Raw genomic sequence first — 21,058 nt, forward strand, 5'->3', positions numbered from 1 at the left:
ACAATCTGGATGAGATTCTTATGTCGCGGTCGAGTTGAAGTTATCACGTTGAATGTCGCTGGCAAGCTCTTCGTCGCTTTCTGATTGTCGCTCCGCGGCAATCACCGTCGAGGTTTTGATTGTCGCAAAAGATGCCGGTCGTCCGCGTTGGCGTTTTTCCTCCAGCGCCGTTCTTCGCCGGTAGCTTTCGACATTCATCTCGAAGATCGTAGCGTGATGAACAAGCCGGTCGACCGCTGCGAGTGTCATGGCAGGATCTGGGAAGACCCGGTTCCACTCTCCAAATGGCTGGTTTGCGGTAATCAAGACCGATCTGTGCTCGTAGCGTGCCGATATCAGCTCGAAGAGCACGCTCGTTTCGGCCTGATCCTTGGTGACGTAGGCGAGATCATCGAGGATGAGCAAGTCGAACTTGTCGAGTTTGGCGATAGCAGATTCGAGCTGCAGTTCCCTGCGCGCGACCTGTAGCTTTTGCACGAGGTCGGTTGTTCGGGTGAATAGCACGCGCCATCCATTCTCGATAAGTGCGAGGCCGATAGCGGCAGCGAGATGGCTCTTTCCTCCACCGGGTGGGCCGAACATGAGGATATTGGCACCTTTGGCGAGCCAACTGTCGCCAGCGGTAATTGCCATGACCTGGGCCTTTGAGACCATGGGCACGGCGTCGAAAGCGAAGCTATCCAGGGTCTTTCCAGGTGGCAGGTGTGCCTCAGCGAGATGCCTTTCAATCCTGCGGTGGGCACGCTCGGCCAATTCGTGCTCGGCGATGGCCGATAGGAAGCGTGCGGCCGGCCATCCTTCTCGATCGGCCTGTTCGGCAAATTGCGACCATAGAGTCTTGATTGTCGGCAGTCGGAGTTCGTTGAGCATGATGCCGAGCCGCGCTTCATCGATGACATGAGCGTTCTTCATGCTGCTTCTCCTGTCCCGATCAAGGCCTCGTAGCCATGAAGCGATGCGAGTTGGACATGGACGGTCGGCAATTTGGCTGGATCGGGACCGAAGAGCGCTTGCATTGCAGCCAGATCGGGCAGATCTCCGGCATCGAGTGTCGTGGCCAATTCTTCGGCAAGTTCGCGCTCGCAGCCGCGATCATGCGCCAGCGCCAGAAGCTCGACGGTGATCTTGCAGGCCTGCTTGTCGGGAAGATGCTCGATGAGTGTCTCGTAGGCTCTGCGGTATTCCTGCCGTGGAAAGAGCTTGTCACGATAGACGAGACCACGCAGCGCCATCGGCTTTTTGCGCAGGGAATGGATGATGTGGTGGTAATTGACGACCTGATCATGCCGCCCGTCGGCATGGCCACGTCCCCTGCGCAGCGTCATCAGGTGCGTACCCCCGACAAAGACATCAAGCCGATCGTCGAACAAGCGCACCCGAAGTCTATGCCCGATGAGGCGGGACGGCACGGTGTAGAACACCTTGCGCAAGGTAAAGCCGCCGGTGCGAGATACCGTCACGACAACCTCTTCGAAGTCCGTGGTCCGGCGCTCGGGCAGCGCCTGCAAATGGGACCGCTCGGCATCGATACGCTTGCCATGGGCGGCGTTGCGCCGGCTGACAATCTCGTCGACAAAGGCGCGGTAAGAGCTGAGATCAGCGAATTCCCTGGTACCGCGCATCAGCAAGGCATCACGAACAGCATTCTTGAGATGGCCATGGGAGCTTTCGATCGAGCCGTTCTCATGTGCGATGCCCTTGTTGTTGCGCGTCGGCGTCATGCGATAATGGGCACACAGTTCGTCATAGCGATTTGTCAGGTCGACCTTGGCATCGGCATCGAGGTTGCGGAAGGCGGCCGACAGACTGTCGCTGCGGTGATAAAGGGGCGCGCCCCCCACAGACCACAGGGCGTTCTGCAACCCTTCTGCCAGCGCAACGAAGCTCTCGCCGCCGAGAATGACATGAGCATGCTCGAACCCAGACCAGACAAGCCGGAAGTGATAAAACAAATGATCGAGCGGCTGGCCGGCGACTGTGATGCCGAGGCTGCTCATGTCAGTAAAATCCGAAAGGCCCAGCCGACCAGGTTCATGCGTCTGGCGGAAGATGACCTCCTGGGCCTCACCGTGAACAGCACGCCAGGACCGGATGCGACGCTCGAGCGTGCGGCGGATACCTTCGGGCAGTTCTGGATGCCGCCGTAGCATCTCGTTGAAAACGGCCACGGCGCGGATGCCCGGTGCTGCTTTGAGGAGCGGAACAACTTCCGTATCGAATATCGGCTCAAGCGGATCAGGACGACGACGCCCGCGTGGTGCTTTGCTTTGGGATGGAAGTTGCGTCTCCTTATCGAGACGATAGGCCGTGGCCCGGCTGATCGACGCTTTTGCAGCGGCGACCTCTACTGAATGCATTTGTCGATACTTCATGAATAATCTCATCTGATGATCGGTTACATGACGACCCGGCACAAACTGGTTCTCCAATCCAGAAAACCTGAAATGTATCGGACCGACCGCGATCATGAGACGTCGAAAATCTGCGCCGCGCCGGGATATGACTACGGTCGGGCTACGCCCTCTCTCCGTCACACCCCGGCGCGAGTCTCATCCTGATTGACGCTGAATCTCACCTTGATTGTCGCTACGCAATCTGGCGCGTCGCGAGCAGTCCTACTTGCGCAATGAAATTGTTCCGATCGAGGGCAGGGCGCTGGATGCGGCTCACCGGGATCAGGAGCAATCTGCAGGATCGGATCAGTCGAGCAAGGTCGATAGAGAGCCACAGAATGCAGATAATTCTGGAACGTCCCACTCCAAGACCGTCGACTATAAGGAGGGTGTGCAGGGCATCCTCGTTGAGACAGGCGAAAAGCCTTATCAGGATAATGAAAAAAATGAGCCTTCGCCATTTGTCGTTATTGAAACGGCCAATGGCAATCGCACGGTATGGGGTGTCGGATTACCGGATGCGTTGCATCGCGCCGGCGCTGAAATCGGCGATGAAGTTCATTTGCGGTCCACTGGGACGGAACGCGTTTTGAAAACTGTCATTCAGGAAGTCGACGGTCAGAAGCAGCGTGTCGAGCAAATGGTCGATCGCCGGGCATGGGAAGCGAACGTGCTTGAAGAGCGGGATCGGACAGATGGAAAAGTTGAAGGTTCCAAACAGCTCGACAATCAGGTTAATTTGGAAGTGAAGGGCGTTGTTCGCGATGGAGAAACCATGCGCACCGATCCACCTCAGCAACAAGTTCTGCGATTGCAGGAACTAGAACAAGAGCAGCAGCAAAAGAAGGAACGCGACGAACACGAGCGTTAAAGGACGATGCGACACGATTATATTTATAATTCACCTCCCGATCCGAAGGCCGACGACGCTTTTGCAAAATTCTTTGCGGTTCTGTTCTGGCTCGTGCTTGGACTGGTTGCAATCGTGTATGTTGCTACTGTCATTCAAGGTTGGTTTAATGCCGCCTTCGCATGGATAACTGATACCATCAGTTTCCTTGGAGGATTCTTGCCGTTTTGACGGCAAGGAGAATTAAAAATCAGCCGGGCGCTTTTGCGCCCCGGCTTTTTCGTAAGGGTTAGGCCATCAGACTCATAAACAAGGAGCGAGGCGCGTTGCACCATAGCGAGAAAGTTGGCGGCGAGCAGACCGATCCGGATCGGGAATCCTTGCGCGTCAACGACGACGTGTATCTTGGTTGTCAGCCCGCCGCGCGATCGACAGATGGGTAGCAGCGGCTTGATTACGCGGCATTCAAAGTCTGTCAGGTCATATCGGCTCATGCTGAGCCCTGAATCAGAATCGGGCGCGATATGAAAGCATCAAAGCAGTCAGTCAGCAGACGACCTTAATCCCAGCCGTTCGGGGAGTTTTCGTCGGCGCCTGAAACCCGCCATTCATCCGAGAGACACGAACGGCGGAATGGGGGCTCTTGCCGACCATCGGGTTCTGAGCATCCTCGGTGAACAGCTGCCGATTGTGAAACGAAGAGAACTAACTCTTCTCGCACTGGACAACGCGTCGCTGAAATGTAATGTCAATCCAAAGGGTAACGCTAATCGCGTAAAATGGGGGGCGATGTGGCGCTGGGGCCGACAGCGAACGAAATCTCAGTGCGAGAAGTACTTGCGAAGTTCAGCGTCGAATTCGCCTCAATGGCGCGTGCGGTGGAGAATGGTGAATTCGCGCTGTGGGTCGGTTCTGGAATCTCGCGGCAGGCTCCTAATCTTGGCAACTTGATCGAACAAGCTTTCGATTATATCCGCGCGAAGGCGATTAATCCGGCAACTGCGGCAGCCTATTTGCCCGCGTTCGAAGAAGCACTCGATCTTGCGGAAATCAAACCGGACAATGTCCAGGCGCAGTACCCACAGCCATTGGCGGCGTGGCCCGAACACGACGCAATCATCGAGCGCCTGTGGACAAAATATTCGCGCGTGCTCGACATTCGTATCCCTGGCACCGAGCCCGATTTTGTACTCTGGGATGCCATAAATATCCGAAAGGCATTCGAAAACCCGGCCGCTCCAGCCGCTGAGCATCTGTGCATTGCGGTTTTAATCCTTGAAGGAGCAGTACAAGCGATAGCCTCAGCCAATTGGGATGGCTTCATCGAGGCAGCGGTCGAACGGCTGAGCGGTGGTGTTCAGGGCGTGCTGCAAGTCGTCGTCGATCCTGATCAGCTGCGGGGACCCGCCGGACGCGCCCGACTGCTGAAATTCCACGGGTGCATTGTGCATGCCACGCGTGAGCCGGCAGTCTTTCGTCGGTTTCTGACTGGTAGTTACCCTCAGATAATGGGTTGGCCGGAAGCGGCAGAGTTCGCAGCAATGTGCAACGCAGTCGTTGGGCTTGCGACAACCCAAAAGACCTTGGTGCTGGGACTCTCGATCCAGGACAACAATCTTCAAACCCTTTTTGCGCGGGCGCGGGCCATACACGCATGGCCATGGCCATGCGCGCCCGCTTCAGCGGCTCATATCTTCTGCGAGGATAGAATCCAACAAGGGCAGCGTGACGTCCTCCGCTTGTCTTACGGGGACGCCTACAATGGCGATCCGGCTGCCGTTCATGCGGCCACGCTGTTGCGCGCGTGGGGCGAAAAGGTACTCATCGCGCTGGTGTTGAAGCTCCTTACGGACAAGCTCGCCATCTTAATGCAACTTGGCTTGGCGCCTTTGGGCAAAGCGCACATTGCTGTCGCACTTGCGCCCTTGCTGGAAACGCTTCGAGACGACATCGCCGGCCTAGCTGTCCCCGCTCCTGGGACCAAGAACAGGACCGCTTTCGTAAACCAAGCCATCGCGCTTTGGTCGCGAATGCTTTCGCTCTTCCGATCAGGTGCTCTGCCTTCCAACCCGGAGGCCTATGAAACGCTCTCCAGTTCGACACCTAATCTCCTCGCGGCCGACCAAAACGCTCAAAGCATGGGTTTTGGATGCCTTGGGATTGCCTTGTCGCTTCTGGAAAATGGGCGTCAAGCTGGGTTATGGGAGCTGCGCGGGCCTGTCTCGGACGCCCTGACGTCAGGGGCCCTTACCGCTCGCGCCCTGCGTCCAGACGGTGTCGACCGCCCATTCTTTGTGGTAAAATCGGCGACCGAAGCGATTGGCCTGAAGAGTCGCGGAGCTTTCGCGAATGACAATGCAATCGTCGTCCATGCCGACAACGCCTGGCATCAAATGGCAGGGGGTGGTGTAACTGCGCGGCGAGTTCGCTCCGCACCCGGGGGAACCGGACAGATTGGAGAAACGCATGTCAGCCTTGGCAATCTACTCGCGCGCTGTGACGATCCCGCGACGCTCCAGCGAGAATTCGTCGCGGAGATGATGTTATGAGCAACTCGCCCCTCATTCATGTTGTCCAAGAGCGCCTCCGAGATGCCGGATACAGCGACCTGCCGACGCCATTCAAAGTTGCGGGCGTCGAGTTTGCTTTCACCGGTGCTATGCGCGGACGCGACGGTCGGGCGCTGGACCTCGTGCTTCTGGTCGACACGACAACTGGAGACTATGGCGACCGCGACGGCGACCGTGTTCGCCAACGCTTGGAAGCCTTGAGCCGAGCGCTCGACGTCACCGGCTCGCGCTATGTCGTGACCGCGATTCTCGCTGGCGCTTTATTGGCGGAAGGGATCGAGGCTCTGTCGGAGACATGCCGAGTGCTCCAGGTCGAAGGCATTAGCCTCGACGATAAAGGAAAGCCTTCAGACGACGATGCCAAACGCCAACTCGATGATCGAATCCGAGTGCTTCTTCCCCTTACTCTGCCCCTCCCCATGGTTGAAGCTCAGAACGGCAGCGGCCCCGCTATGGATCAGCTCGTGCGTGCGCTTCCGGCAGACTCCGACACCTCCCTCCTTGATGCATTGATTAACGCATCCAGTGGAGGGGAGCAGGCAGTGACCGATGCGGTTGCGCTGGCAATTAACAGTGCGTTTCAGCCCGAACCGGAAGAGGACCAATCGTGAGCGACCTCGTCCTTAGAAGCCTCGATATCAGCAACTTCCGCAGCATTCGGGGGAAAATCCATGCGCCACTCGACGCCAAGGTGGTTCTCGTCCATGGCGAAAATGGCGCGGGAAAGACGAGCCTTCTGTCAGCCATTGAATTAGCACTTACCGGAATGGTTCAGTCGCTGGAGCGTGCGGACCCTGGATATGAGAAGCAGTTGCTGCATCGTTCGGCGTCCGAAGGCCGCGTCTTACTCAAGGCTTTGGCGGGCACCACAGAACAGAACTTCAGCGTAATACTAAGTGGAACTGGTCCGCGGTCGGTGAGCGCGCTTGACGAGCAGCGAGCCGCCTTTTTCCGGGAGCGGGTATTTTTGCCGCAAGCCCTGCTCGGCCAGTTGCTGCAGATCTATCAGGATGCAGGCAACGATGCGGAATCGCCTCTGGCGCAGTTCGTGACCAAACTGCTCGGCCTTGATCGGCTGGACGCTCTGGAGGCTGGGCTGAAACCTCTGGCGGATGTGCGTAACGTCCGCAAGATCATTGATGGCTGGGCGGGAGCCGAGAACGAACAATTTCGGCTGGACCGACTTCTCACCGATGAACGCACAATGCGCGAGGAGTTAAGCGAGCAAATCCAGAACACGATGGGCGACCTTACGGCGCTCTGCTCCGCGCTTCAGCTTCCAACTGAGGTGCGGGAGGATACGCTAGCCAACGTGGCGGCCGCTCTTTCGGAAAGCAGTGATATTGACGCGTTCGCACGCCTGACTGATCAGCAGCGGAGACTCGCCTCGATCCGACGCGAAATCGACGCGGCACAAAGCGCGACTCTGTCCAGTGCCGTTGTCACCCCGTCCGGATCGGAGGCTGCCCGCGCAGCGTTTGCACGCTGGGAAGCCGATTACGGCACGCGCATCACCAATGTGCGCGGTCGTATTGAGGCCTTCCTACCCGCTATCGCGTTGCCAAGCGAACCGGAACGGTTTGCTGAGGTGGCGCTAGCAGGCCTGCACACCGAAAAAAAGCAGCTGAGTGATCGCACGTCACAAGCCCGTGCCGACATAACACGGTACGCTCTAGCGCAGGATGAGCGAGATGTTACGCTGCGCCAACGCGATACAATCGATCAAGAACTCGCTCGCTTGCCGAGCAGTGCGGGTAGTCTTGGGGCCGCATTGGCGGAATTGACGTCGTTCATTACTGACGACGTCTGCCCGGTATGCGATCGAGATTTCAGAGAGCGAGGCGAAGGGTCGCTCAGCGACCATGTTCACGACAAGGTAAGAACACTATCCGCTTCGGCGGAGAGGTTACTCACCTTAGGGCGGACCCGTAGTGAGGTTCAGGTTACGGCTGAACGTCTGGCACGTGAGATCGAGACCATTGGATCTCGAAAACTTGACGAAGAAACTTTGGCCAACCTCGATCGGCGAACGGCTTCTACAGATGGGCTCATAACCGAACTTGAAAGCCTGCATGATGCGCTACACGAGGGAGCGCAATTGCGTGCGGCCGATGTAGCCGCGCGACGCGCGGTAAGCGAAGCTCAGTCGCGCAATGTTGCGCTTGCGGCCGCACGTGATACGTTGAGCGACTTTGCCCGTTCGATAGGAACGCCTGGGCTTGAGGAGGATGAATCATTCGAAGCTGCCGTCGTGCGGCTGGAAAGCATATTGGCAGCCGGCGCGACGAACTTTGAACATCGACTTGCCATGCGGCGCAAGGGCGCTGATCACGTCGCCACAATCCGTACGGCAATCTCCCGCCGCGGGGAGGTCGACCAGCGGATTGCGGCAGACCTCGCGTCCTGGCAACACGCGGATCAGGCGTTGTCACGGGCCCAGGTCCTCCGCGATCAGGGCAACGCAATTCGGAGCGCCGTCGACACAGTGCGCTCTGCCATAATTCGACGCGAGTTTAACGACCGGCTCAATCGCGTGTGGCGTGACCTATTTGTGCGGCTCGCGCCGGGAGAGCCCTTCGTTCCCGCATTCAGAATCCCCCAATCGTCTACCCAGAAACTTCAGCCCAAGTTAATCACCGAGCATCGGGACGGCGGCGAGGCTGGCGGAACTCCTGGTGCGATGTTGAGCGCGGGCAATCTCAATACCGGTGCATTGACTCTATTCACGGCACTTCATCTCTCAGTGCCCAAAGAGCTCCCCTGGCTGATCCTCGACGATCCGGTACAATCGATGGATGACGTCCATATCGCTCATTTTGCCGCATTGCTTAGAACACTATCCAAGGAGCATGGACGGCAGGTGATGATTGCTGTGCATGACCGACAACTCTTTGAGTATCTCAAACTCGAGCTCAGCCCTGCGTTTTCGAATGACAGCCTGCTGACCCTTGAACTATCGCGGGGCCCTCGGAGGGACACCGTCTGCATCTCGAAGCGGTTTTCATACAAAGAAGAGACGGTGTTGCTCTCGGCGGCATGACTGGTCGCCACTCTACGTCCACTTTCGCGAACAGTCAGATAATCAATGAACGACATGAATGAAGGCGCATCCCTGCCGAAGTTCGGCGGGCAATTGAACGACAGCTTTTCCAGCTTATGCGGTCAGCAGCGGACAGACAGAAAGCCACCCCATCTCAGTCGTTCGCGTTTATGGGTTCACGGGCTAGTTGGAAATGGTCATCAGCCCAATATCCTCTGGGTCCGGGACAGTAGCGTTGAATATGTCGAGATAACTTTTCCGCTTTCGAGGGGATGTGCCAGAAGCATCAACTTTCTCGTTGACAGCCTTCAATAATCGTTCTGCGCTCGGTTTAAGTTTCGCTTCGACTTCTTCTATCCGATCATCGATATAACCCGGTGGGATTGCTGATTTCTTGTCTATGCCAGTTGATGGCAATTTGACGTTCAGATTGACCGTCCTGGTATTTTCTTGGTTCCCGTCACCAGATTCAGGAATCGACGGGGAGGCGGTTATGCTGGCTTTCGGCCGAGTTTTCTCATCTGACTGAGGACTGTAGGGCAGGGGGCTAATTGTCTGCTCAGCGGCCCGTTGCCCGTCTTGCGCGTATTCGCTCGTGAGTGCTGGAACCGGCCTATGGGGCAAATATTCAATCGTCGGCACATCAGGAACGTGCGATTGCGAATAAGCTTCAGCAGATTTGAAGGGTTGGGTGTTGAAAAATCGCAGCTTGTCGCCATAGATCGGTCGTTGACCTTCGACGAGCAAGATCATCTTACTTTCTGGCATTTGCCGCACTTCTTGCGGCATCATCAAATCGCGTTCCCGGATTTGCTCAACTTTTGTGCGCCGAGGTAAACCGAGAATTTCAATGGTACGGGATTCCGACTTGTAGCGGATGGTTCTTTTTCCGAGTGCCCGGGATGCATATTCCGCTGTCGCCTGGTCGTTGGCACCTAGCACCAGCTGATAACCACAGTTGCCGAGAAGGGAGTGACGCGAAGTCTCGCCATAAATCTCGTCGAGATTCTTGAGATCCTGAATGATGATAGCAAGCTTGATATTATAACCAGCCACATAGGGAAGCTTCGTCATAATCTCATCCATCTTTTTAAGCTGCCGAAATTCATCCAGCAAAAAATAGACAGGAAGCGAATTGGGATCGTGTTCGAGTGTCAGAATATTCGTGACTTGCTGCACGAACAAAGTGAGAAGTGGGCGCAAGATTGTAATGTCGGTAATATTAGGTGCTAAATAAATAGAGATAGGCCGCCGTTTCATGGCGGCGATATCCATGTCGGTTACTTCTGTCGCGGCTACAATACGTTCATTTCGGAAGGGTCTAAGCGCGTTCTGGATATCCAGCAGCGCGGATGCCGCCGCCCGCTCTGACAATGCAAGAAATGCGTTAAAGCTTTCGACCGTATATTTTGAAAGGTTCGGCTCTTTTTCCTTGATGAACTTGATCTGCGCCTGAAGATCAACGCCACTGTTCACGAAGGAAACGACTTCGCCGAGGTTGCGCCGTCCGTGATAATAGGGGCTCTCCAGAACATAGCTTATAATTCCGGCTACGACCTGTTGAGCCAAGCCCTGCCAAACTGAGTTTTCAGAGCCAACATTTTCGGGAACCAGAATGCTGGCGATATTCTGAATATCCGTTGTGCGATTGCCGCGCTCGGGTCGCACAAAATCTAGAGGATTATAACGATTTGTCCTCTCCGAGCCGGGAGCAAAGAGGAAGACCTGACTGCCATTCTTCTTGCGATATCCGGCTGTCGCCTTGAAAATTTCGCCCTTCAAGTCGGATACGATCATTGAACCTTCATGCATGAGGGCGTTTGGAATGACATAGCCCGCTCCCTTACCCGATCGTGTAGGACCGATAATCAGATGATGGCGACTGTCTGCCGCTCGCAGCACATTGCGGCCGAACCGCCCGAATATGTGCCCTGTCTTTCGGAACCACTTGCCGCGACGAAGGCCCATGACGTCCTGAAAAGCAGCATCCCCTAAGGGATTTTCGTGAGCCTTAAGACCGAGATGGCCCGCAAATACGGCGGCGGCGATGGCAGGTAAAAAGGCACCGATGGCAACTCGTTGCAGAGTTGAGTTGGACGCGTAGGCCCAGACTTGCTGAAGCGGCGCAAAAGGATTTTCGGTGATGGTGATATTCAAAATTCGGCTGTCTTTATAGACTACCCCGAGTACGACCCCATAAGCTAAGGTCCAGACAAGGAAGGCTATGCCGGCACAAAATGTCAGATAGACCGCTTTGTAACCCTTGCTCATGGCTCCTCATTTCGTGCAAAAAATATCTCCGATACGCCACGTTTTCCGCCGTCGCGACGCAACTGGATGACGATGGGGATGACCATCCGGATATACGACATGAGATCATGCTTCGAGTATCCGCCAGATAGCCCCGCTTGTTGCATCATCATGGCGAGCTGTTCATAGGCACCTTGCGGCGTATCGGCATGAATCGTCGACATAGAACCCGGATGACCAGTATTAATGGCGCGAAGAAATGCAAAAGCTTCAGCGCCGCGTATCTCGCCAACGAATAGACGATCAGGCCGCATACGAAGCGATGATTCAAGCAAGTGCTGAATTGTGACGTCAGCGGTGCCCTGCCCGCCTTTCGAAGCTACCAGATGAACGCGGTTTTCTTGGATGGGAAACAGTTCGCGGGTGTCTTCCAGCGTGATAATCCGTTCCTTCGGATGGACCGATTTCAGGCAGGCATTCAGAAAGGTTGTCTTCCCCGATGATGTGCCGCCGCTGATCAGCATCGACACTCGTTGCGTGATTGCTGTGTTGATGAAATCGAAAATTCTGTTCTGCTTCAGATATTCGATGAGCACACGATCAATGTCGCTCAGTCCGCCAACAGCAACAGAAACTTTATCCAGTGAACCGCTATCTCTGTATTCCTCCAAGCTAAAATTGCTAAAGACCTGCTTGCGGATCGATATGGATCCGCCCTCCGGTGAAGCGGGTGGAAGAACGATCTGAATACGCTCACCAGTTGGTAACGCAGCGCTTAAGATGGGCGCGGATTTACTGATGAACTGGTCGGTTGCTCCGGCGACGCGTTCACCGATATTCTGAATCTCAACTGCTGAGAGTGCATGAACCTCATGTAACTCCATATGATCAGCACCAAGTCGCTCAACATAGACATGACCTGGTTTATTGACCGAGATTTCAACGACCTTTGGATCGTTGAGAAATGGCCGCAGTGGCTCAAGTGCCCGATCCAGAAAGTAATATCTGCTTTGTATGGTCGTTGTCGCTCTACTTATCCCTGCGTTCACGTTGAATTTCCTTCATCGCCTCTGTTACGGGATCGTCGTACAGCTCTGAGAAATCGAGGTACTGACGCACGAATATGAAAATGCGTTCGCCTTGATGGACGCTGATTGTCGGTTTGATGCGCAAGTTCTCGCTCAGAGCGGTATTTGCCATTTGAGAGAAAGTGTCGGCGATCGTCTGGCGGGCTAGTTCTTCTCCGCGTTTCGCATCATCATTGTTACGACCGAAGGCTTCACCGCTACCAAAACCTGTCAGATAGCTTGCACCGGCGCCGACTACGGACAACATGATGGAGGCACCGAACCGTTCACGCCATTTTTTATCGACGATGCCGGTGAGACCCGAACGACCCAAGCTGTCAGTTCCAACGGAGTTCAGGCGCACGCTTACACCATCATCACGCAGTAAGCGGGTCCAGACAACAAAAACGCGGGTCTGGCCTGTCATTACGTCGCTTTGATATTCACCTATGAGTCGAGTGCCGGTCGGAATCAAAATGCGACGACCATCAAAACTGTAGACGTCCTCTGACGTAATGGCGCGAACCTGGCCTGGCAGATCGCTTACAATCGAGGTTTCGAGAATACCGGGTATCATCGTTCCTTCCGGCACAACCGCGTCGATACGCTTGATTTTCGTAGCCTTGGCATTTCGGTCGGCCATTGCCGAGGCCGTCGCCAGAAACTTGCTGTTTCTGTCTTCACCAGCAACAGTCGGTGTTCCCTCGCCACTATCGCCACCAAGACCGCCATTCGCTCCGCCAGATCTCGCTTGATCCATCTGAATCAGCTTCGATTTGAACCGGTCTGGAAATTCTTCAACAATTTCCGGCGCGGATGCCTGAGCGGGTTCGTTCACAGCGACCGTCGGGGGAGGAGGGGGAGGAACATTAAATGTCGTGGTGTCGACTTGCTCCGGCTCTGGTGGCGGTGGAGGCGGTGGAATGTTGATGATATTTGGCTCGGGTGCGGCAGGGGGCTGATCCTGATCGCGCACGAAAGACGGCGGTCTGAACGACGTCGTGCTAAACTCCTCGTCACTGCGCACGAGATCGCGCGGCTTCTCCGAGGGCTGTTTGAGAACAAAATAAGCCATAGCTACACCGGCCAGCAGAAATACGGCCATCGCAGCCGTTTGGTTCCGCTTTGCATTCTTGTTGCTGACACCGGAGTCATCAGCCGCCGCCAGTGCTTCCAATTCGGGAGACTGTTTCATCAGTTGCCGCTCCTTCTTCTCTTGGTTGCCGCATGATCAGGTGCGGGACCCATGATGTCAGGATCGGGTGCGCCAAAATCCGGCTTTCTAAGATTGAAGATGCAGATCCACTGATTACCATCGCGGAGGGTGTATTGTCTTGCCGTTCCATCTACGACCAGATATTCGCCTTCCTTGCGGAAGTTTCGCAATGTCTCGGAAAAATCACTGTTTACTGCGAAAATTGCAGGTGTCCGACCGGTGAATTTGAAGAAGGTCTTCTTGCCGTCATCGAAGACCATCGACGGCTTCAGTTTCGTATCTCCGGTAAAGGAATAGTCGATGTTGACATTAGCCTTATCGATCTTGGAAATATTCGGATTGGCAGCACGATATTCGGCCTCTTTGCGCATCGCTGCATTCAGATCCTTTTCAGGATAGATGAAGCGCACGCCAAAGACCTTCTTGCCAGCATCTGGTGCGTAGTCGTGCAGCTCCAGAAAATAGATGCGCTTGGTCGTGACAACGTTCATGTTGGTGACGACATTCTTGGCCGTCGGCTTAACGAAGAGGATGTTTCCTTTTTCGGTTGGAGCAACCTGCCAGCTCTCTGTGTCGCCAAGCGAAATGGTCTCAAACTTTTCATCCTCATCGAAGATGATCATTGTCGATATGCCGTACGTCGCAGAGATTTTGACGACATTGTTGGGCTGATAGACGACACTGGTCACACGTGAATCCAGCGAGCCAGCCCTAGGCGTCTGGGCAGCGTGGGCATGCGAAATGAGGACGGTCGAGAACGCCGCCGCAAGAAGGAAGCGGTTTCTCATCCCTTGCTCCCTTCCGTGACGGTTTCCTGATCCCGCCTGTAATTGTAAACCTGGAAGCCGAGAGGATTTTCAAACCGCCATTCGTTCGTGGCTGGTTCGTCCGTATAGCGATAGCGCACGACTGCAATATAGTGTCTGGTGATCGCATCGGTATCGGACTTTTCAGTCGTTGAAAAACGGACAAGAGCGGTGGAATCGTTGGGGAACGTGACAGACTTCACATCGACAAGCACCCGCTTGTTTTTCCCGTATACCTTGGCCGGGTTCTTCGGGTTGGCAGCGCTGTATTGTTCCTGCAATTCGCGAGCGGCATCACCTGTCGATAACAGTGCTGCCGTGCCGAAGTTTGTATCAATCGCGTAAGGATCGTAGCCTTCACGTGTCCTAATATACCGAACGACGTTGGCTTGGGTAATTGCGCGTGAATCCGTCAGATTTTGCGCTTTTGTCAGCCCGCTTTTGGTTTCGATGTAGCCCGTAGCCTTGTCTACGACGACAATCACAGGCTCGAACGACTTTAACGGAACCAGCATAACGAGCGCGAGCAACGCGAAAAGCGCGACGAGCCCGAATATGATGGTTACGAACCATGCCACGGCCTTTGAACGTTTTGCTTTCCGGACGATTTCGTTCTCCCAACGATCACCGTCCTGAAAATAACTTCTCAATGCAGCTTCTTTGGAATCAGTCATGATCTAGCCCTTTACCTCTTATGAACCTGCAGCATCAGCGAGGCAGGCTGTTGCTGCTTATTCGGTTTTGCATTGCTTCTTTTGCGCCCTGGCTTGTCGGGGAAATCGAACCACCACCGCCGCCACCGCCAAAACGATTGTAAAGCGACCTTCCGCCGCGATAGCTCGCACCGATCCCCTTGAAGCCAGCTCGCGCAATCTGCATTGGAGCGGTGACACCGGTCATGCGAACAAGCCGTGTTGCGGCGGCGCCGATACCAACGGCCAATCCTCCTGCAATGCCCTGAGCGAGGACCTGGATGTTCAAAAGGACAAATGCCCCGGCAAAACAAAGCAGAAGGAAGGCTGAAATATCACTGAGTGTAAGGCGTCGCTCCGTGGCGGCAGCGGATACCTTCGTCAGTTCAGGGTCCATTGCAGCGATAAGGAAGGCGGCGACGACAAATACGAATAACGGGATCAGTGCATATAGAAGAACTTGTTGGAACCACGCCTGCCCGAGACTGCGCGATTGTTCAAACAACATGCAGGCGATGAAGATGGGTGCGGTTCCGATCAGTACCCATAACATCACCTTCGCAAGAACGAGTATTGCGAGAGCAACGGCGATAAAGATTGCCACGCAGGCCATTATGAGAAAGCCGATCATCGACGGCAAAATGGTAAAATAGCCTGACTGCTCAGCAAAGGCCGAAGCTGCCTGATTGGCGGTCTGCCAAATCATGGAAAGACCGTTTGTCGGTTCGGTAATTCCTGTTTTGGTGGCCGTCAAGATAGCGCGACCAACATCTTCAGGAGTATTGTTCAGCCACTTGTAGAAAAAATCGTTGAAGTAACCCCAGTTGCTGATCAATGCCAGAATGAAGACCATGCGGAATACGCGAGTAACAATTTCGGCCACGCTGATACGCGAAGTCCCCATTATTACTTGGATACCGTAATATCCAACATAGGCGACGAACATCACCTTGAGCAGCGGCGTGATTTCAGAGCCGATAATATTGTAAGCCTGCGAAGAAAAATTCTCGCCGGACTTATCAATTCTCTCCAAAAGATCGCTCAAGAAATCATGCATAGCGGCCCCCGACTATTCCGACGCTATCGAATTGATTGCAGCAATGGCGGTCGCTGGATCGCCATTGATAAAGGCCATAGGTCCGCAGTCGTGCCGAATGTCTTCGGCAAAAGACGTGAGATTTGCTGGACGTTTGCACGGAGCAGTCTTTTCCTTGACCGTTCCGCAGCCGGCAACACCGGCTGCGATGGCGGTGAGGATAAAGAACTTCAGGAAGATGTTTGCGATATTAGTTTGCACTGTACGTCAACACCTTCTTGGAATTGGAAATGTCGGTGAGGCGGCGCTGATTATCAGTCTGCAACGACGACACGGCACCGTTCATGACGCCGATCAGTTCATTGATGGTCAGCCCTGCTTGGACTTGCAGCTGCGTGTTCTGGTCGATGGAACCTTTAATGTCCTTTGCCTGACCGATACTCTGCCCGGCCTGTTCAAAAGCGCTTCGGCGCGTCGTTACCGCCTGTTGCGAGCCATTTACGAGTGCGGCGACACCAAGCACAGTGTTGACCATCTGTTCATATGACTTGTCTCCACTGAAGCTGCTATTTGCTTGTCCCGACAAGTTCTTAACGAGCTGAAGCCCGTTGATGAAAGTGGATGCCACTTTGGCGATGTCACCGCCCATGCTACCAAAATTTGGCACTCCGCCGGACATAAGGCTGTCAAAAGAGGGCATTGACGATACGCTGAAGCCATTTCCGACGGCCAGGTTTTGCATCTGGTTGGCATCGCCGCCGCGATCACCGGTAACGGCCTTCAATGTCTCCTCGACCGTTGTCAGGATTTCCTTGTTTGTCCCGAGGATTTTGTCAGTCGTGACGGAGGTTTGTTTTGCCACTTCATAATTGGCAGCATCGATGACCGGGACACCACCTGCATAAGCCGCCGTGGGAGCGAACGATGCCGAAGCTACGGCAATCGCTGACGCCGAAATGATCAGTCGTTTCATAATAATCTCCCTTATTGAGGATCGAGGTTAAGTTTGATGTTCGCCTCGCGTTCACGCTGCTGAACGCAAGCCTTTTCTTCCGGATTCCATTCGAGGCCGGTACGGGGATCACAAACGCCGGTCGTTTCTCGGGGCTTGTCGTCTTTCTTCTTGGACGCAGACGATTGTGATGCGCCAGAAATGCCACTGGCTGAAACTGCATTGCGGCTGTTGAGCAGGTCGGCCATTGAATTGCCGAGGACAATCACCTGGTTGACCATTTCGAGGTTCGCATTTCGCGCGCCGGCGTTGTGATCCCAACTGTCTTGAATTGTGCCGGATTGCATACCGCCGAGCTGCGTGAGCCATGAAGCGACGTTGGCGGTACTTTCCTGGGTTGCCTGCGTCGTTGCCATCGCATTGATGGTCGAATCCCGCATACCGGAATATGCTGTATCGCCACCGCCGTAGTTCATGGGCAGGTCCTTTGATCCGCCGAACGCCGGTGTCCATTTCTGCGTGATATTCCGGACGTACCCCTGCGTTTCCTTAAACGGGGGAATGCCGCCGTATTTTTTAACGTTGCCAGCGCCAGCATTGTACGCTGCAAGAGCGAGGTTGGCGTTGCCGTTGAAGCGCTTGAGCTGCTGTTTGAGATAACGAGCACCACCGCGCAGGTTCTGTTCAATGTTATGGGGATCTACGCCCAACTCTTTAGCGGTATCAGGCATCAACTGAGCCAAACCGATAGCTCCCACGCCCGATTTCGCGCATGGATTAAAGCGGCTTTCCTGATAAACGAGCCCTAGAAACAGATTCTCGTCTACACCCTCTTCGCGCGCCACTCGTTTGACCAACCCGGAAATTTCCTGATTGGCTTTGGCGGCTGCAACGGGATCGTCCTTGCGCCCCGGTCGGTAGACGGCACATGTTACGCTCTTGTTGAGGGAGAACCGGTCTTTATCCGTCTTCTCGATCTCGGACGTTTTTTGATCACGAACCGTTCTTTCGGACAAATTCGACCCGTCAATGACAGGAACGCCACCAGCCAATGCTGACAAAGGCATGGTCGCTGACGCCAAAAATATGCATAGAGCAGTTTTCTTATGCATCATTCCTCTCCCATCCGCAGAATTCAGCCAACCAGTTTTCAGGCTCATCGCCATATCGTTCCCGCAGCGCAGCACATTCTTCGACGGTCTCTTTTCGACCCGACAGCACTTTGACGAGATCAGGCATTTTCGAGAGATCCAGACGGGCAATGACTGAGTCATTCCCGTGCTTGACGAGAAACGTGCGCTTTTCAGGCGGAGTGTTTTTGATGAAATTGAATTCTTTAACCGTCAGGCCAAAGCGTTTGATGTAGCTCTCTTCGTCAGCGCGCGGGTTCGGGAAATGAATATTCGTGGCCGATTGCTCAATAAGGGTGTGAGACGCCTTTGCTTTGGCAATATCCGCTGCCGACTGAGTTCCGAAACCTACAATTCCGTTGAGCTTACGGATGGTTTTCATCTTATCGATGATGAAATGACTGAACGTTTCATCCATAAGCAGCTGCCAGCCTTCGTCCATGAAGAACATGACAGGCTCGCCGTTCAGAAGCTCATCGAGACGGTGATAAAGGTACATCAGTGCGGGGGTTCGGATATCCTCGTTGCCGAGGATGCTGGTCATATCGAAACCGAAGACACTACGCCCGGAGAATGACAGCACATCGTGCTGCGCATTGAACAGCCATGCTTTTTCGCCATCGATCCAAGGACGCAACCTTGACGCCAGGTCGTTCGCATCTGCCCGCGATCTGCCTACCAAGAGGCCCGAAAGGTTTGGTAAGTTGCGCTGAGCTGCCGGCTCTTCCATGATACGGGCAATTGCGCGTTCCAGCGTGTCTGCGTCCTCCTGGCTGAAGTCGCGTTGATCGCTAGATCGCAACATTGATTTCAAAAGGCGAAGCAGAAAATCACGATTGGGGCCGGTGTTTTCCAGCTGAAGCGGATTGAAACCCGTCGGTGTTCCCGGCGAGAGGACTTCGTAAGCTCCCCCCATGGCACGCACGAAAATCTCGGCACCTCTATCCTTGTCAAAGAAGACTGCTTTAGGGGTAGGGCTGATGCGCATCGCCTGCGCCAGCAGGAATGTCAGGGCGACGGTCTTACCGGAGCCAGTCGGGCCAGTGACAAGGAAGTGACCAATATCGCGACGATGAAAGTTGAACCAGTATGGGGTTTGCGAGGTGGTCTCTAGTATCGTGATCGGCAAACCCCAATGAAGATTGTCCGATTGACCGGTCGCGAAATTGTGCATTGATGAAAGGCCGGAGAAATTTGCCGAAGACAGCATGGCCTTTCGCGCACGATAGCTATGGTTGCCGGGCAATTGTGCCCAGAAGGACGCTTCAAGGTTCACGTCCTCGCGCAGCCAGTTGATGTTCATGTCGGTCAGGCAGCTACCAAGCTCGGAAACTGCTCTGCTCAAACCTTCAAGGTCGCGAGACAGGCAAAGCAAAGAGAAGTGGTGAATGCCAAAAACAGCCTCTTGATTCATGAGACTGTTAAGCGCGAAGTCGATATCGCTTTCGACTGCACTTCCGGACTCATCCGACGCGGCAATCTGGCGCTGAAGCCGGGTGATACGCTCCAGCGCAATCGGTTTGTCGGAAATTGTGAAGCTTTGCGTCAGAATGAACTCATGATTCACCTGCAACAGTCCATCCAGCATTCCGGGACCGGTGTATGGCGGATATTCTTTGATAGAGAGCATCGCGCCATAACGATTGTCCTCATCGGTGGCGGCTTGCGTTTGCATCGCTCGCTTACCGAAATGTAGGCGTGACGTTCCGACGTAATTTCGAATGCCCATCCGGGGAAGGCGCATTTTGCGCGGCACGCCGCAGTTTATAATGGTATTTATGAACTCGCATGGTTCGGAATAGGGCTCCCCATCGCAATATGTTATCCCGAGCTCGCGCGCACCATATTTCTGCAGCTCGCGCGCCATGTTGGAAACGAGCTCTTCGAGTTCGGTCACGGTTTCACGCGTTTGCTGATCTCGAACCTCAGCGCCTCCAGAACGTGTGAATGCACGACTTACTATATCGCTGAGGCCGAGTGCGCCACGCATATGAGTTCGCACGATCGAGAAATAAATTTCATTGGCGAACATGCGCTTATGGCGTAACTGGCTCATATAGCGGTTATTCAGCTGTTCGCAGAACGCATCATCGAATGCGCCGCCGATTTCCGAGTCAACCTGTCTGCGTATTACTGTCGACCAGACAGAAAAGCGGCTCGATCCAAGCGCACGAATGATCGTACTCTGAACATTCGAGCGCATATTGAGTTCGGCTTGATCTTCGGTTTGGAAAAAGAGGCCGTCGAGTTTGATGACCGACAAGAGTGCGCCGTTTTCCAAGCCGATCACTGTATCCGACATATGCCTCAGATATGGGATATGCGAAGCCATAGGCCGCTCATTATGAGCGACCTTGCTAAATCCGAGTTCTTCTCTGACGACTTTCAACATTAGCTAAGGTCCGTACGAATTTGTTCCCCAGAAGGACTTGTTGCGTGTGCGAGGCGTTTTGCGCGCGGTGACTTCAAGCACATCGAGAATTTTGTTGTCCCAAGCGCAAAGGGAGAACAGCACCGCATAGCTGATCGGGGCCAGGAGCAGGGTCCAGAACGACTTGCTGACCAGCCATGCTATGATTGTGATGCCGATAACGACGACCACTGCCATATACGGGACACCCCACATGGTGGGAGATCGAGTTAACCCGATTACCAACGGTGTCAGCTGCGGCTTTACATCCTCGTACTCAGCCATCGCTAGTTTCCAACCGTGCTAATCAGCTCGTCGACGATTGATGGAGCACCGAAAACAAGACCGATTCCGAGGATCACACCGCCCGCAAGAAACCAGGACAGTCGGCCAGCAAATGCGAGGAAACCGAGCGCCATAACAGCGATGATCGCAAACAGACGACCAATAGGGCCGCTAATGAAATCAACGATAGCTTGAAATACTGTCTGAACCGGCGCGAAGGCACCATTAACGCCACCTGACTGTGCAAACGCCAAATCCGCCCCGACAATTTGCGCAGCAGCCAGCAAACCAAGGCAGACTGCCAGCTTTGAAGCGCTGATATGCCAAACCTTATTCTGTTCGTTGATCATCCTTCTCTCCT

General features: G+C 54.5%; 19 protein-coding genes. 4 read left to right on the forward strand and 15 right to left on the reverse strand.

The features are described from left to right. Positions 1-18: 18 nt before the first annotated feature. Both istB and istA read right to left on the reverse strand, forming a co-directional pair. Entirely contained in the window at positions 19-912 is an 894-nt protein-coding gene (gene istB / locus ABDF71_RS26365) for an IS21-like element helper ATPase IstB (protein ID WP_500060852.1), read from the reverse strand. Continuing rightward, positions 909-2,414: an IS21 family transposase gene (istA, locus tag ABDF71_RS26370; protein ID WP_500060850.1), complete on the reverse strand. Its 1,506-nt coding sequence runs from the start codon at positions 2,412-2,414 to the stop codon at positions 909-911. Before istA ends, istB begins: the two co-directional genes overlap by 4 nt. A 166-nt stretch (positions 2,415-2,580) precedes the next feature. Here istA and ABDF71_RS26375 point away from each other — a divergent pair, with 166 nt between their 5' ends. Continuing rightward, positions 2,581-3,264, forward strand: a complete 684-nt coding sequence (locus tag ABDF71_RS26375; protein WP_500062004.1) for a relaxase/mobilization nuclease — start codon at positions 2,581-2,583, stop codon at positions 3,262-3,264. A 134-nt stretch (positions 3,265-3,398) separates the two neighbouring features. On the opposite strand, the gene ABDF71_RS26380 is transcribed toward ABDF71_RS26375, so the two are convergent. After that, a complete protein-coding gene (locus ABDF71_RS26380; RefSeq protein ID WP_151610590.1) occupies positions 3,399-3,737 on the reverse strand; it encodes a hypothetical protein in 339 nt (112 codons plus the stop codon). A 297-nt stretch (positions 3,738-4,034) separates the two neighbouring features. Here ABDF71_RS26380 and ABDF71_RS26385 point away from each other — a divergent pair, with 297 nt between their 5' ends. Genes ABDF71_RS26385 through ABDF71_RS26395 form a run of 3 tightly spaced genes read left to right on the forward strand, consistent with a single transcriptional unit; the run spans position 4,035 to position 8,853 of the window. Then, positions 4,035-5,792, forward strand: coding sequence for an SIR2 family protein (locus ABDF71_RS26385; RefSeq protein WP_500062005.1), 1,758 nt, complete (start codon positions 4,035-4,037; stop codon positions 5,790-5,792). Further along, positions 5,789-6,424: a hypothetical protein gene (locus ABDF71_RS26390; protein ID WP_151610592.1), complete on the forward strand. Its 636-nt coding sequence runs from the start codon at positions 5,789-5,791 to the stop codon at positions 6,422-6,424. The genes ABDF71_RS26385 and ABDF71_RS26390 overlap by 4 nt, the downstream gene beginning before the upstream one ends. Next, a complete protein-coding gene (locus ABDF71_RS26395; RefSeq protein WP_192799578.1) occupies positions 6,421-8,853 on the forward strand; it encodes an AAA family ATPase in 2,433 nt (810 codons plus the stop codon). The genes ABDF71_RS26390 and ABDF71_RS26395 overlap by 4 nt, the downstream gene beginning before the upstream one ends. Positions 8,854-9,036: 183 nt before the next feature. On the opposite strand, the gene ABDF71_RS26400 is transcribed toward ABDF71_RS26395, so the two are convergent. Genes ABDF71_RS26400 through ABDF71_RS26455 form a run of 12 tightly spaced genes read right to left on the reverse strand, consistent with a single transcriptional unit; the run spans position 9,037 to position 21,047 of the window. After that, the gene (locus ABDF71_RS26400) at positions 9,037-11,124 is read right to left on the reverse strand and encodes a type IV secretory system conjugative DNA transfer family protein (protein ID WP_151610594.1); all 2,088 of its coding nucleotides are present in this window, start codon (positions 11,122-11,124) and stop codon (positions 9,037-9,039) included. After that, on the reverse strand, positions 11,121-12,152 hold the full coding sequence (gene virB11 / locus ABDF71_RS26405) for a P-type DNA transfer ATPase VirB11 (protein WP_151610595.1): 1,032 nt from the start codon (positions 12,150-12,152) through the stop codon (positions 11,121-11,123). The genes ABDF71_RS26400 and virB11 overlap by 4 nt, the downstream gene beginning before the upstream one ends. Then, complete coding sequence (gene virB10, locus ABDF71_RS26410) at positions 12,133-13,365, reverse strand: type IV secretion system protein VirB10 (protein WP_151610596.1); 1,233 nt, start codon at positions 13,363-13,365, stop codon at positions 12,133-12,135. The genes virB11 and virB10 overlap by 20 nt, the downstream gene beginning before the upstream one ends. After that, complete coding sequence (gene virB9, locus ABDF71_RS26415; RefSeq protein WP_151610597.1) at positions 13,365-14,174, reverse strand: P-type conjugative transfer protein VirB9; 810 nt, start codon at positions 14,172-14,174, stop codon at positions 13,365-13,367. The genes virB10 and virB9 overlap by 1 nt, the downstream gene beginning before the upstream one ends. After that, on the reverse strand, positions 14,171-14,866 hold the full coding sequence (locus ABDF71_RS26420; RefSeq protein WP_151610598.1) for a VirB8 family type IV secretion system protein: 696 nt from the start codon (positions 14,864-14,866) through the stop codon (positions 14,171-14,173). The genes virB9 and ABDF71_RS26420 overlap by 4 nt, the downstream gene beginning before the upstream one ends. A 34-nt stretch (positions 14,867-14,900) precedes the next feature. After that, positions 14,901-15,941, reverse strand: a complete 1,041-nt coding sequence (locus ABDF71_RS26425; protein ID WP_151610599.1) for a TrbL/VirB6 family protein — start codon at positions 15,939-15,941, stop codon at positions 14,901-14,903. A gap of 12 nt (positions 15,942-15,953) precedes the next feature. Then, a complete protein-coding gene (locus tag ABDF71_RS26430; protein WP_231771635.1) occupies positions 15,954-16,181 on the reverse strand; it encodes a hypothetical protein in 228 nt (75 codons plus the stop codon). Further along, positions 16,171-16,893, reverse strand: a complete 723-nt coding sequence (locus tag ABDF71_RS26435) for a type IV secretion system protein (RefSeq protein WP_151610600.1) — start codon at positions 16,891-16,893, stop codon at positions 16,171-16,173. Before ABDF71_RS26435 ends, ABDF71_RS26430 begins: the two co-directional genes overlap by 11 nt. Positions 16,894-16,904: 11 nt before the next feature. Further along, on the reverse strand, positions 16,905-17,984 hold the full coding sequence (locus ABDF71_RS26440) for a lytic transglycosylase domain-containing protein (RefSeq protein WP_373418774.1): 1,080 nt from the start codon (positions 17,982-17,984) through the stop codon (positions 16,905-16,907). Further along, entirely contained in the window at positions 17,977-20,394 is a 2,418-nt protein-coding gene (locus ABDF71_RS26445; protein ID WP_151610602.1) for a VirB4 family type IV secretion/conjugal transfer ATPase, read from the reverse strand. Before ABDF71_RS26445 ends, ABDF71_RS26440 begins: the two co-directional genes overlap by 8 nt. Before the next feature lie 3 nt (positions 20,395-20,397). After that, positions 20,398-20,697 carry a VirB3 family type IV secretion system protein gene (locus ABDF71_RS26450; RefSeq protein ID WP_094544258.1) on the reverse strand — a complete coding sequence of 100 codons (300 nt, stop codon included), beginning with the start codon at positions 20,695-20,697 and terminating at the stop codon, positions 20,398-20,400. Positions 20,698-20,699: 2 nt separating this feature from the next. Then, positions 20,700-21,047, reverse strand: coding sequence for a TrbC/VirB2 family type IV secretion system protein (locus tag ABDF71_RS26455; RefSeq protein ID WP_105545309.1), 348 nt, complete (start codon positions 21,045-21,047; stop codon positions 20,700-20,702). Positions 21,048-21,058: the final 11 nt, after the last annotated feature.

Origin of the sequence: Ochrobactrum sp. WV_118_8 (genome assembly GCF_039631535.1) — a bacterium.
Classification (GTDB): Bacteria; Pseudomonadota; Alphaproteobacteria; order Rhizobiales; family Rhizobiaceae; genus Brucella; species Brucella anthropi.